This window comes from Streptomyces sp. NPDC090127 (assembly GCF_044746945.1).
Classification (GTDB): domain Bacteria; phylum Actinomycetota; class Actinomycetes; order Streptomycetales; family Streptomycetaceae; genus Streptomyces.
Genome location: NZ_JBIVDE010000003.1, coordinates 557,500 through 570,249 on the forward strand (window position 1 = coordinate 557,500; position 12,750 = coordinate 570,249).

Sequence of the window (12,750 nt, forward strand, 5' to 3'; positions counted from 1 at the left end):
CATGTCACATCCGTCTCCGCGCACCCGGGTCCGACCCCGCCTGCGTCCGCGCCCGCCGGCCGGTGACCAGCACCGCGCCGGCCCGCTGACCTACGTCCTGCTGGGCCTGGCCGCGCTCGTCTCGCTCTTCCCGCTGTACTGGAACCTCGTCGCCGCCTCCCACTCGGGCGAGCGCGTGGTCTCTCCGCCGGCGCCGCTGCTGCCCGGCCCCCGGCTCTTCGACAACCTCTCCTTCGCCTGGAACCAGGTCGACATGGGCGAGGCCCTGGTCAACACGACCATCGTGGCGGGCCTGGTGGCGCTGTCCACCGTGCTCTTCTCCACGCTGGCCGGATTCGCCTTCGCCAAGCTGCCGTTCAAGGGGCGCGGCGCCCTGCTGACGCTGGTCGTGGCGACCATGACGATCCCTCCGCAGCTGAGCGTGATCCCGCTCTACCGGATCATCACGGACCTCGGCTGGGTCGACCAGCTCCAGTCCGTCGTCCTGCCCTCCCTGGTCGCCGCGTTCGGCGTGTTCTTCATGCGCCAGTACCTGATCGAGGCGCTGCCCGTGGAGCTGGTGGAGGCGGCCCGGGTGGACGGCGCGCACAGCCTGCGGATCATCTGGCACGTGGTCCTGCCGGTCGCCAGGCCGGCGATGGCGGTGCTCGGCATGCTGGTGTTCGTGCAGGCCTGGAACGACTTCTTCTGGCCGTTCATCGCGCTCACCCCGGACGGCAGTCCCACGCTCCAGGTGGCGCTCGCCGGCCTCGGCGCGGGCAACCACACCGTCGACCAGTCGATCGTGCTGACCGGCGCGCTGATCTCCACCCTGCCGCTGCTGCTGGTCTTCGCCGTGCTCGGCAAGCACATCGTGGGCGGCATCACCACCGGCGCGGTCAAGAGCTGACCCGGGGCGCGAGCCGGTCCGCGGTGGGCAGGACCCGACCCGCGGACCGGGCCCCGCCCCTGCCCGTTTCCCTTCGTCCCTCTCACCCGGGAGCACTTCCGCATGACCGCGACAGATCCCCGACCGCTCACGACGGTCCGTCAGTTCCCGCCCGGCTTCCTGTGGGGCGCCGCCACCGCCGCGTACCAGATCGAGGGAGCGGCGGCCGAGGACGGCCGTACGCCGTCGATCTGGGACACCTTCTCCCACACGCCGGGGAAGGTGTTCCAGGGCCACACAGGCGATGTGGCCGTGGACCACTACCACCGCTACCGGGACGACGTCCGCATGATGGCGGACCTCGGCCTGAGCGCCTACCGCTTCTCGGTGTCGTGGCCGCGGGTCCAGCCGACCGGGCGTGGGCCGGCCGTCCAGAAGGGCCTGGACTTCTACCGCCGGCTCGTCGACGAGCTGCTCGCGGCGGGCATCGAGCCGGTCGCCACGCTCTACCACTGGGACCTGCCGCAGGAGCTGGAGACGGCAGGCGGCTGGCCCGAGCGGGCCACGGCCGAACGGTTCGGCGCGTACGCGGAGCTGGTCGGTGAGGCGCTCGGCGACCGGATCACCCGCTGGTCCACCCTCAACGAGCCCTGGTGCACCGCCTTCCTCGGCTACGGCTCCGGGGTCCACGCCCCCGGGCGCACCGACCCCGTCGCCGCCCTGCGCGCCGCCCACCACCTGAACCTGGGTCACGGGCTCGCCGCGCAGGCGCTGCGCTCCGCGCACCCGGGGCGGGCGGAGGTCTCCCTCAGCCTGAACCTGCACGAGATCCGGCCGCTCACCGCGTCGGCGGAGGACCGGGAGGCCGCCCGCCGGATCGACGCCGTCGGCAACCGGGTCTTCCTGGGGCCGATCCTGGACGGCGGGTACCCGGCGGACCTCCTGGCCGACACCGCGTCCCTCACCGACTGGGCGTTCGTACGGGACGGCGACACGACGACGATCGGCCGGCCGCTGGACTGGCTGGGCATCAACTACTACACGCCGACGGTGGTGTCGGCGGTCACCTCGGGAATGGCGAAGCCGCAGGACGACGGTCACGGGGCGAGCGAGCACTCCCCCTGGCCGGGCGCCGACGACGTCGCCTTCCACCAGGCGCCCGGCGACCGCACGGCGATGGGCTGGGCGGTGGACCCCGACGGGCTGTACGCGCTGCTGACCCGGGTCTCCACCCGCCACCCCGGGCTGCCGTTGCTGATCACGGAGAACGGCGCCGCCTACGAGGACGAGGTCGGCGCGGACGGCTCGGTCCACGACCCCGACCGGATCGCCTACGTGCACGGCCATCTGGCGGCCGTGCACCGGGCGATCGCGGACGGGGCGGACGTCCGCGGCTACTTCCTCTGGTCGCTCATGGACAACTTCGAGTGGGCGTACGGCTACGAGAAGCGGTTCGGCGCGGTCCACGTCGACTACGCGTCCCTCGCCCGCACCCCGAAGTCGAGCGCGCACTGGTACGCGCGCGTGGCCGACGCGAACGCGCTCGTGGACCCGGTGGAGGGCTGAGCGCGGGCGGGGCGCCCACCGGCTTCGGGGCTCGACCGGCAAGGGCGGGTCCTGAGCGAGGCGTACGCGAGGGCGGGAGCATCGCCGCAGGTCAGAGCCTTACGGCGTGCGCGGGGCACCCGCCCGGCGTAACGTCTGCGATGGATATCGGGTGACCCGACCCATCGGGAGGCCGTGTGCGCGACTCCAGCGAGGCCAGGCACGAGGACGACGCGACGCCGTCGTCCTCTCGCGGTCGGCGGGTACGGCTCGCGGTGACGGCGGTCGGGGTGGCTCTCCTGGCCGCCGGTGGTCTGTACGCGGCGGGTCTGATCGCCACCGGCGACGAGATATCCGAGGGCACCCGGGTGGACGGGGTGGACATCGGCTCCATGAGCCGCGAGGAGGCCCGCGCGAAGCTGACGTCGTCGGCGCCGGCGTCCTGGACCGCGCCGATACCGGTACGCATCGGGGCGAGCACCGGCACGATCGCGCCGGCCGCGGCCGGGCTGACCGTCGACGTGGCGAGGACCGTGGACGAGGCGGCCGACCCGGCGCGTGATCCGGTGACCGTGATCGGGCGGTTGTTCTCCTCCGCCGAGCGGGACGTGGCGCCCGTCGTCGCCTTCGACGAGGCAGAGGCCCGGGCGGCGATGGCCGAGACGGCCCGTACGTACGACCGGACGACCGTGGAGGGCGCCGTCTCCTTCAAGAACGGTCAGGCGGTCGCGGTCCAGGCCAGGGACGGGCAGAAGCTGGACGTCGACGCCGCCGCGGAGACGCTCCGCGCCCACTACCCGGAGCCCCGGGGCGCGAACCCGGTGACGTTGCCGGTCGCCGTCTCCCGGCCCGAGGTCTCCGAGGCCGAGACGGCGCGTTTCCTCGACGCCTTCGGGACGCCCGCGATGTCGGGCCCCGTCACCCTCACCGCCGACGGCGAGCGGCTGCGGATCACCCCGACCACGCTCGGCGCCCATCTGACGGTGAAGGCGGACGCCATGGGACGGCTCGTGCCCGCCCTCGACGCGAAGGGCCTGATCCGCGATCCGGCCGTCGCCCGGCCGCTCGACGCGATGGCGACCGGCCCGGTCGAGGCCCGGCTGGGCGTGGAGAACGGCGCGGTGGTGGTGCTCGCGGACGGCAGGCCCGGTCACGAGGTGACCGCGCGGGCCCTGGGGGACGCGGTCATGCCGCTGCTGCCGAAGCGGGGCGAGGCGGCGCGGACGGGGCCCGTGGCGACCGAGCTGATCCAGCCGGTGCTGACCCGGGAGTCGGTCGCGCGGATGGGCATCAAGGAGCAGATGTCGACGTTCACGGTGAACTTCCCCACGGCGCCCTACCGGACGATCAACATCGGCCGGGCGGTGGAGCTGATCAACGGGTCGCTGGTGAAGCCGGGCGAGGTCTGGAGCTTCAACCGGACCGTGGGGGAACGCACCAAGGCCAACGGCTTCGTGGACGGCACGATGATCCTGGACGGCCAGTACCACTCGGCGCCCGGCGGCGGGGTGTCCGCCGTGGCGACCACGGTCTTCAACGCGATCTTCTTCGCCGGGGTGAAGCCCGTCGAGTACGGCGCGCACTCCTTCTACATCGAGCGCTACCCGCCGGGCCGGGAGGCGACCGTGGCCTGGGGCACGCTCGACCTGAAGTTCCGCAACACCTCCGACGCCTCGATCTACATCCGGGCGAGCGCGACGGACTCCTCGGTGACCATCAGCTTCCTCGGCACGAAGAAGTACGACGCGGTGGAGGCGGTGGAAGGGCCCCGCACCAAGCTCACGGAGCCCGCCGAGCGGACCGGCACCGGTCCCGAGTGCGAGCCGCAGCCTCCGCTGGAGGGCTTCGACATCACCGTGGACCGGGTCTTCCGCGACGGCGGGGCGGAGGTCGGCCGGGAGACCTTCCGTACGCACTACACCCCGCGCGACCGCGTCACGTGCGAATGAGCGGGGCGTCGGCGAGCGGCGCCTGCGCGCCGAGCACCTGGAGCAGGTGGGCCACCGCCTCGGCGACGGCCGTACGCGCCGGACCGAGGTAGCGGCGCGGGTCGACGGTCGAGGCGTTCTCCCCCAGGTGCGTCCGGACGGCGCCGGTGAACGCCTTGTTGAGGTGGGTGGCGACGTTCACCTTCGTCATGCCGGCCCGGACCGCCCGGGCGAGGTCCTCGTCCGGTACGCCCGAGGAGCCGTGCAGGACGAGGGGGACGTCCACCGCCTCCCGGAGCCGGGCGACGAGCGCGAGGTCGAGGACGGCGTCCCGGGTCAGCATCGCGTGGGAGCTGCCGACGGCGACGGCGAGGGCGTCGACGCCGGTCGCGGCGACGAACGCGCGGGCCTCGTCCGGGTCGGTGCGCACGCCGGGCGCGTGGGCACCGTCCTTGCCGCCCACCTCGCCGAGTTCGGCCTCCACCCAGACGTCGCGACGGTGGCAGTGGTCCGTCATGGCGCGGGTGGCGGCGACGTTCTCCTCGTACGGCAGGGTCGACGCGTCGAACATGACGGAGCGGAAGCCGAGGTCGACGGCCTCGTGGACGAGTTCGGGCGACTCGGCGTGGTCGAGGTGGACGGCGACCGGGACGGCGGCGCGGCGGGCGATGGCGAGGGTGGCGAGGCCGATGGGCTCCAGGGAGCCGTGGTAGCGGGCGGTGTTCTCGCTGATCTGGAGGATGACGGGCAGGCCCGCCGCCTCGGCGCCCGCGACGATGGCCTGGGCGTGCTCGATCTGGATGACGTTGAAGGCCCCCGCGCCCGCCTTCCGTTCACGGGCGCCGAGGAGGATCTCGCCGGTGGGGGTGAGGGGCATCAGCTCTCCTCCGTCGCGCCGGTGGTGAGGACGACGGAGCGGGTGAGGTTCCGCGGCCGGTCCGGGTCCTGTCCCTGCGCCTCGGCGAGCAGCACGGCGAGCCGCTGGACGCGGATGAGGTCGGCCATCGGGTCGAGCTCGGCCGCCGTGTCGCCGGAGTCGGCGACGAGGGTGCCGCCGACCCGGGCGACGTCGTCGGCGAGGCCGGCGGGGACGGGGCCGAAGGTCCAGGCGACGCGGCCGGGCGCGGTGATGCTGATGGGGCCGTGGCGGTACTCCATCGCGGGGTAGCCCTCGGTCCAGGCGCCGGCCGCCTCGCGCATCTTCAGCCCGGCTTCGAGGGCGAGGCCGTAGGTCCAGCCGGTGCCGAGGAAGGTGTACTGCTCGGCGCCGGTGATCGCGGCGGCGAGGGGTTCGGCGACGGCCCGTTCGGCGTCCTTGGCGGCGCGTTCGACGGTCCGTACCCCGGTCGGGAGGGCGTCCTCGGTCTCCAGGTGGGCGCGGAGCAGGGCGAGGGCGGTGGTCGCGAACCGGGTCTGGACCACCGACTCCTCGTCGGCGAAGTCGAGCACGGCCACGGCGTCGGCGGCCGTCATGACGGGGGTCGTGGGGTCGGCGGTGAGGGCGCCGGTGGCGACCGTGCCCTGGACGCGCCGGAGCAGGTCGAGGACCTCGGTGGTGGTGCCGGAGCGGGTGATCGCGAGGACCCGGTCGTAGCGTCGACCGAACGGGAACTCGGAGGCGGCGAAGGCGTCGGTCTCGCCGTGGCCGCCGCGCTCCCGGAGCTGGGCGTAGGCCTGGGCGATGAACCAGGAGGTGCCGCAGCCGACGACGGCGACGCGCTCGCCGCGCACCGGGAGCGCCGCGCGGTGCTGGGGCAGGGTCTCGGCGGCCGTGCGCCAGCAGGCCGGTTGGGAGGCGATCTCGGCGGCGGTGCGGGAGGGTCCCGAGGTGGGCACGTGCGGCTCCTTCACAGACACAAGATGCTCGGTCTTGCTCGTAACAGATTATTTTCGAGCATCTTCGAGCAACGGCTACGGTGCGTAGTATCCATCAGCCGAGGCGTGCGGTCCAGGCCCCACGGCCGTCGCGGGGGGCCGAATTCCTCCGGGGCTAAAATCGCGATCATGTCGAAGCACGAGCGGTGGAACACGCTCCTCGAACTGCTCGCCGCGACCGGCCGGCTGGAGGTCGAGGAGGCCGCCGGCACGCTCGACGTCTCCCCCGCCACGATCCGCCGTGACCTGGACGAGCTCGCCGAACAGCGTCTCCTGGTCCGCACCCGCGGCGGGGCCGTCCCGCACGGCGTCTCCTACGAACTGCCGCTGCGCTACAAGTCCTCCCGGCACGCCTCGGAGAAGCAGCGCATCGCCGCCGCCGTCGCCGAACTCGTCCGCGAGGGCGAGGTGGTGGGTCTCAACGGCGGGACGACCACGACCGAGGTGGCCCGCGCGCTCGCCCTGCGCTTCGGCGGTGGTCGGCCCGAGGCTCCCGGCACCCCGCCCGCGCCCGCGCTGACCGTCGTGACCAACGCGCTCAACATCGCGGGCGAGCTCGCCGTGCGCCCCCAGATCAAGATCGTGGTGTCGGGCGGGGTGGCCCGCCCGCAGACCTACGAACTGGTCGGTCCGCTGGCGGCGGGCGTGCTCAACGAGGTGGTGCTCGACGTGGTCGTCCTCGGGGTCGACGGCATCGACCCGGAGCTGGGGATCATGGCGCACCACGAGGACGAGGCGGGGATCAGTCGGCTGTTCGCCGAGCGCGCGAGCCGGGTCGTCGTGGTCACCGACTCCTCCAAGATGGGCCGGCGCGCCTTCGCCCGGATCTGCGGGCTCGACCGCGTCGACGTGCTGGTCACCGACGCGGCGATCCCCGCGGAGGCGGTACGGCGGCTGACCGACGCCGGCGTCGAGGTCCGTACCGTCTGACCGTCGCCGCACGCCCCGCGGGGGCCTGCGTCAGGCGGTGACGATCCCCGGGTCGCTGACACCCGCCGCACCGGTCTCGACATGGCCCGCGAAGCGGCGCAGGAAGGTGCCGGCGCCGCTGGAGACGACCGAGACGTCGTACCAGCGCTTGCTGCCGCGCAGATCCACGGTGTGCCTCACCGTCGCGCCCACGGCCACGGCGACGCGCTGCGACTGCCCGCCGTAGGCGGCGGCGCTGGTGACCGTGAGCGTGACGGCGGCGGTGCCGGTGTTCGTCATCGTCAGCACGAGATTGCCGGCGACGGCGTCATGCCGGGCCGTGACCTCGGCACCGGCCGTCTTGCCCGGCCCCCTGAAGGCGCGCAGGAAACCGTTGGGGCCGGTGACGGTGAGGTCGTAGACCCCGGAGGAGTACGAGGTGTTCCAGGTGTCGGCGATGCTCCTGCCCGCCGACGCGGTGTACGTCCAGGGGCCGTCGGTGCGGTTGGGTGCGGTGATGTGGAAGAAGGCCCCGGCCCTGGCGCCCGCGCCGAGGGTGAGGGTGAAGCGGCCGGTGGACGGGGTCGCCGTGCCGTCGACGTACAGCTCGTACGGCAGCGGCCTGGTGGGCCGCGCGCCCCGCTCCTGGACCGGCAGCGCCGGGGTGGCCGGCGGCTTGGGCACGTAGCTGGGGTGCCGGTCGTTGTCGAGCGGCCTGTAGCCCGAGGTGTCGGGCAGCGCGGGGCGGGCGGCGTCCTCCAGGCCGAAGTCGAAGGCGGAGGTCAGATCACCGCAGATGGCCCGCCGCCAGGGCGAGATCTGCGTCTCCTTCACCCCGAAGCGGCGCTCCATGAACCGGATGATCGAGGTGTGGTCGAAGACCTCGGAGCAGACGTAACCGCCCTTGCTCCAGGGCGAGACGACCAGCATGGGCACGCGCTGGCCGAGGCCGTAGGCCCCGGCGGCGTACCCGGCGTTGCCGGGGAAGTGGTCGAGGGACGTGTCGACGGTGGAGAGCCCCTGGGAGGCGGAGGCCGGCGGGTAGGGCGGGACGACGTGGTCGAAGTAGCCGTCGTTCTCGTCGTACGTGATGAAGAGCGCGGTCCTGCTCCACACCTCGGGGTTGGAGGTCAGCGCGTCCAGGACCTGCGAGATGTACCAGGCGCCGTAGTTGGCGGGGAAGTTGGGGTGCTCGGAGAAGGCCTCCGGCGCCGCGATCCAGGAGATCTTCGGCAGCCGGTTCGCGGCGACGTCGGCCCGCAGGATGTCGAAGAACCCGTCGCCCTTGGACGCGTCGGTGCCGGTACGGGCCTTGTCGTAGAGCGGGTTGCCGGGCTGGGCGTTGCGGTACTGGTTGAAGTACAGCAGGGAGTTGTCGCCGTAGTTGCCCCGGTAGGCGTCGTCGATCCAGCCCCAGTGCCCGGCGGCGTTCAGGCCGTCGCCGACGTCCTGGTAGACCTTCCAGGAGATCCCGGCCTGTTCGAGCCGCTCGGGGTAGGTGGTCCAGCTGTACCCCGCCTCCTCGTTGCCGAGGACGGGACCGCCACCGGTGCGGTCGTTGCCGGTGTGCCCGGTCCACATGTAGTAGCGGTTGGGGTCCGTGGCGCCGATGAACGAGCAGTGGTACGCGTCGCAGACGGTGAACGCGTCGGCGAGGGCGTAGTGGAACGGGATGTCGTCCCGGTTCAGATACGCCATGGTGCCCGCGGACTTGGCGGGGATCCACTGGTCGTACCTGCCGTTGTTGAACGCCTTGTGCCCGCCCGCCCAGTCGTGGTTGAGCCCGGCGATGAACTGCATGCCGAGGTCCTCGGCCGTCGGGTGGTACGGCAGCACGGTCTTGCCACCGCCCTGCTGGTGCCAGACGGACTTTCCGCTGGGCAGGGTCACGGGCCGCGGGTCGCCGAAGCCGCGGACGCCCTTGAGGGCGCCGAAGTAGTGGTCGAAGGACCGGTTCTCCTGCATCAGCACGACGATGTGCTCGACGTCGGCGATGGTGCCGGAGGCCCGCGCGGCGGGGATGGCCGCCGCCCGGGCGATGCTGCTGTCGAGCGCGGCGAATCCCGCCGTGGCGCCGGCTATCTGGAGGAAGCGGCGCCGGTTGAGTTCGGTCATGGTCTGAGCACCTCTGTGGATTCCGGTGGGGGGGGAACGGCGGTCCGAGCGAGCCCAAGATCGGGGGGTGAAGGGTCTGTCGTGTGGCGTCGACGCGTTGCGGCGCCGTACAGGACATGAACGTGCCGCACATGAACGCGGAACACGGTAGGGGCGGTCACCGCCCGGCCGGCGGCGGACGACGAAGAGTCCATGGAGTCGCACGAGAAGTCCATGCGTGGGCCCGAGGACGACGAGCGCGGCAGCCGGCGCACACGAAGCAGCCCCTCCACCGGCGTACGGTGAGGGGCTGCGGGGTGCTTTCCGCGGACTGGCGTGGGGTGCTCGCTCCGGCCTAGCGGCCCCGGCGGATGCGGGCGGCCTGGCGGGCCTCGGCGGTCTTGCGGGCGTCGGCCGAGCGGCGGGACTCGTTCTTGGCGCGGCCGGGCTTGCCCGGGACCGTGCCGATACCCCGGAAGGGCGCGCCGCCCCGCTTGGGGCGTTCGGCGCTGGGGGCGCTGCCGTCGACGGGTTCGCCGGACGGCGTCCTGGCACCGGTGATGCGGGACAGCTCGGCCTCGCCGGAACGGACCTGGGTCACCCGGACGCGGATCCCCGCGTCGCCCATGAGCCGGACGACGTCCTTGCGCTGGTCCGGCAGGACCAGGGTGACGACGCTGCCGGACTCGCCGGCGCGGGCGGTCCGTCCGCCCCGGTGCAGGTAGTCCTTGTGGTCGGCGGGCGGGTCGACGTTGACGACGAGGTCCACCTGGTCGACGTGGATACCGCGCGCGGCCACGTTGGTGGCCACCAGGACGGTGATCTCCCCGCTCCTGAAACGCTCCAGGGTGCGGTTGCGCAGCGGCTGCGACTTGCCGCCGTGCAGCGCCTCGGCGCGGACGCCGCTGCCGCGCAGGTGGGCGGTGAAGCGGTCGACGGAGCGCTTGGTGTCCAGGAACATGATCACGCGCCCGTCGCGGGCGGCGATCTCCGTGGCCGTCGCGTACTTGTCGGCGCCGTGCACCTGGAGGACGTGGTGCTCCATGGTGGTGACGGTGGCGGCCGAGGGGTCGACCGAGTGCACGACGGGGTCGTGGAGGTAGCGCTCGACCAGCTGGTCGACGTTGCGGTCGAGGGTGGCCGAGAAGAGCATGCGCTGCCCCTCGGGGTGAACGAGGTCGAGCACCTCCGTGACCTGGTCCAGGAAGCCCATGTCGGCCATCTGGTCGGCCTCGTCCAGGACGGTGATCTCCACCCGGTCCAGGCGGCAGTCCTTGCGCGCGACGAGGTCGTTCAGCCGGCCGGGGGTCGCGACGAGGACCTCGGCGCCCTCGCGGAGCGCGGCGGCCTGGCGGCCGATCGAGAGGCCGCCGACGACGGTGGCCAGGCGCAGTTCCAGGACGCGGGCGTACGGCGTGAGGGCGTCGGTGACCTGCTGCGCCAGCTCGCGGGTGGGGACGAGGATGAGGGCGCGCGGCTTGCGCGCCTCGGCGCGGCGGCCGGCGAGTCGCACCAGCAGCGGCAGGCCGAAGGCGAGGGTCTTCCCCGATCCGGTGCGCCCGCGCCCGAGGACGTCGCGTCCGGCGAGGGCGTTCGGCAGGGTGGCGGCCTGGATGGGAAAGGGCGTCTCGACACCGAGTTCGGTGAGCAGCTCCCGGACCGCGACGGGCAGGTCCAGCTCGTCGAAGGCGGCGACCGGGGGAAGCGCGGGGGTGCCCGCGGCCGGCGATGCGAATTCGTTCATGCGAGAAACCCTCGTCCCAGAAATGCGACGAGCTGGGGTCCCACCTGGTGGGTGGGGACCCCAGCTGCGTCTGAAGGCTTGGCGTCAGGCGGGGAGAATGTTCTCCGCCTGCGGGCCCTTCTGACCCTGGGTGACGTCGAAGGTCACCTTCTGGCCCTCCTGCAGCTCACGGAAGCCGGAGGTCGCGATGTTGGAGTAGTGGGCGAACACGTCCGGGCCGCCACCCTCCTGCTCGATGAAGCCGAAGCCCTTTTCCGAGTTGAACCACTTCACGGTGCCAGTAGCCATGTCATATCTCCTTCGAGGCACTACCCGAGAAACGCACTGTGCGAATCCCGGCGTCGCCGCGATGATTGCCCCGTCCGGAAACAGCACCGAAAATACAAAAAGTGCCCGACGGAATAAATCCGTCTAAGGCACTTGAAGTTTACTGGGAACCACAACTGCAACTGATGTCGACTGTAGCACGGTGTGCTCGGCTGCGCACGGAACCGGGCTCGCCAGTTGTCGGGAGTGTCCTCGCAGGCCGGCGGGGGCGGCCGTACCCGCCGTCAGCCCGTGACGAGGCCGACGACGAGGTTGATGGCGGTGGCCAGAATGCTCGTGCCGAAGAGGTACGACAACAGGGAGTGCCGCAGCACCACCGCACGGATCCGGGAACTCGACACGTCGGTGTCCGAGACCTGATAGGTCATGCCGAGGTTGTAGCTGAAGTAGAGAAAATCCCGGTACGCGGGTGGCTCCCGCGAATTGAAGTCGATGCCGCCCTCGGCGCCCCGGCCCGCTCCGCAGTAGAGGTACGCGTACCGCGTGGCGTACATGAGATGGAGCGCGGCCCACGCCATGAAGACTCCGGTGAGCGCGGTCGCGGCGGCCGCGTGGCCGGTGTCGGAGCCACCCCGCAGCAGCAGGACGACGATGCTGCCGAGGCCGCACACGGCCACGGCGACCACGATGAGCTCGTCGACCAGTGGCCGGAAGTCCTCGCGGCGGGCGTCGCGGCGCGTGGTGGCCGCGTCCATCGGCCAGAGCACGAGCCAACCGGTCACGACGAAGACCGTCTCCGTGGCGGCGATTCCGGCGAGGATCGCCAGCGGCGTGTCGGTACACACGGCGACGACGACCGCGCTCACCGCTCCGGCGACGAGCGACCCGGCGAGCCGGAAAACCGCGGACCGCGGCAGCCACAGTGTCATGGCCCGTCACCGTATCCGGGCGCGGGACTCGGGCCCGGTATTCGGCCGTACGGCGCGATTTGCCGGGCCCTTCGCCCGGTGGGGTAATGGAGACATGACCGGTGGACCCGAACCCCTCAGCGCCGACGCCCTGCGGGCGCTCCGGAAGGACCTCGACGAGCTGCGCGCGGAGCGGGACTCGGTGGCCGCGACCCTGCGCGACGAGGACCCGGTGGGCGACCGGGCGGACGAGGCCGACGAACTGCAGCGGGCCTCGGACGTCGCCCGCCTGGACCGGCGCATCGACGAACTCGACGGACGGATCCGTGAGGCCTCGGTGGCCGACGCGCCGACCGCCGGCGTCGTCGGCGTGGGCAGCTCCGTCACCGTACGGTTCGCGGACGGCTCGGAGGCGGCCCTTCAGGTCGGCGAGGTCGCCGAGGAGCTGGACGCGACGCTGGTCACGGCCGACAGCCCGCTCGGGCGCGCGCTGCTCGGGCACGGCGCCGGGGACACCGTGAGCTATCGGACGCCCGACGGGAGCACGAACGCGGTCGTCGTCTCCGTGGGCGACGCCGGCGCGTCGTAGCGCCCGCCCGCTCGGACGCGAGT

At 72.5% G+C, this 12,750-nt stretch carries 11 protein-coding genes; 5 read left to right on the top strand and 6 right to left on the bottom strand.

Features of this window, described 5'->3' with window-relative positions; translation table 11 throughout:
* Position 1 precedes the first annotated feature (1 nt).
* From ACIPPS_RS13515 to ACIPPS_RS13525, 3 genes are all read left to right on the top strand, one after another.
* The gene (locus tag ACIPPS_RS13515; RefSeq protein ID WP_401430532.1) at positions 2–889 is read left to right on the top strand and encodes a carbohydrate ABC transporter permease; all 888 of its coding nucleotides are present in this window, start codon (positions 2–4) and stop codon (positions 887–889) included.
* Positions 890–991: 102 nt separating this feature from the next.
* Positions 992–2,434, top strand: coding sequence for a GH1 family beta-glucosidase (locus ACIPPS_RS13520; RefSeq protein WP_401430534.1), 1,443 nt, complete (start codon positions 992–994; stop codon positions 2,432–2,434).
* Between the two features lie 176 nt (positions 2,435–2,610).
* On the top strand, positions 2,611–4,362 hold the full coding sequence (locus tag ACIPPS_RS13525; protein ID WP_401430536.1) for a VanW family protein: 1,752 nt from the start codon (positions 2,611–2,613) through the stop codon (positions 4,360–4,362).
* On the opposite strand, the gene ACIPPS_RS13530 is transcribed toward ACIPPS_RS13525, so the two are convergent.
* A complete protein-coding gene (locus tag ACIPPS_RS13530; RefSeq protein WP_401430538.1) occupies positions 4,349–5,218 on the bottom strand; it encodes a ketose-bisphosphate aldolase in 870 nt (289 codons plus the stop codon). The genes ACIPPS_RS13525 and ACIPPS_RS13530 overlap by 14 nt on opposite strands.
* Positions 5,218–6,177: an SIS domain-containing protein gene (locus ACIPPS_RS13535; RefSeq protein ID WP_401430540.1), complete on the bottom strand. Its 960-nt coding sequence runs from the start codon at positions 6,175–6,177 to the stop codon at positions 5,218–5,220. Before ACIPPS_RS13535 ends, ACIPPS_RS13530 begins: the two co-directional genes overlap by 1 nt.
* 168 nt (positions 6,178–6,345) lie before the next feature.
* Here ACIPPS_RS13535 and ACIPPS_RS13540 point away from each other — a divergent pair, with 168 nt between their 5' ends.
* Positions 6,346–7,146 (top strand): DeoR/GlpR family DNA-binding transcription regulator, encoded by an 801-nt coding sequence (locus ACIPPS_RS13540; protein WP_401430542.1) that lies wholly within the window; start codon positions 6,346–6,348, stop codon positions 7,144–7,146.
* 30 nt (positions 7,147–7,176) lie between these two features.
* Here ACIPPS_RS13540 and ACIPPS_RS13545 read toward each other — a convergent pair whose 3' ends face one another.
* The 4 genes from ACIPPS_RS13545 to ACIPPS_RS13560 all read right to left on the bottom strand — a co-directional run bounded on the left by ACIPPS_RS13545 (position 7,177) and on the right by ACIPPS_RS13560 (position 12,159).
* Positions 7,177–9,240, bottom strand: coding sequence for a phosphocholine-specific phospholipase C (locus ACIPPS_RS13545; protein WP_401430544.1), 2,064 nt, complete (start codon positions 9,238–9,240; stop codon positions 7,177–7,179).
* A 334-nt stretch (positions 9,241–9,574) separates the two neighbouring features.
* Positions 9,575–10,963: a DEAD/DEAH box helicase gene (locus ACIPPS_RS13550; protein ID WP_401430546.1), complete on the bottom strand. Its 1,389-nt coding sequence runs from the start codon at positions 10,961–10,963 to the stop codon at positions 9,575–9,577.
* Positions 10,964–11,047: 84 nt separating this feature from the next.
* The gene (locus tag ACIPPS_RS13555; protein WP_033201600.1) at positions 11,048–11,251 is read right to left on the bottom strand and encodes a cold-shock protein; all 204 of its coding nucleotides are present in this window, start codon (positions 11,249–11,251) and stop codon (positions 11,048–11,050) included.
* Positions 11,252–11,514: 263 nt separating this feature from the next.
* Positions 11,515–12,159 (bottom strand): DUF1345 domain-containing protein, encoded by a 645-nt coding sequence (locus tag ACIPPS_RS13560; RefSeq protein ID WP_401430548.1) that lies wholly within the window; start codon positions 12,157–12,159, stop codon positions 11,515–11,517.
* 94 nt (positions 12,160–12,253) lie between these two features.
* Here ACIPPS_RS13560 and ACIPPS_RS13565 point away from each other — a divergent pair, with 94 nt between their 5' ends.
* Positions 12,254–12,727 carry a GreA/GreB family elongation factor gene (locus ACIPPS_RS13565; protein ID WP_401430550.1) on the top strand — a complete coding sequence of 158 codons (474 nt, stop codon included), beginning with the start codon at positions 12,254–12,256 and terminating at the stop codon, positions 12,725–12,727.
* Positions 12,728–12,750 lie beyond the last annotated feature (23 nt).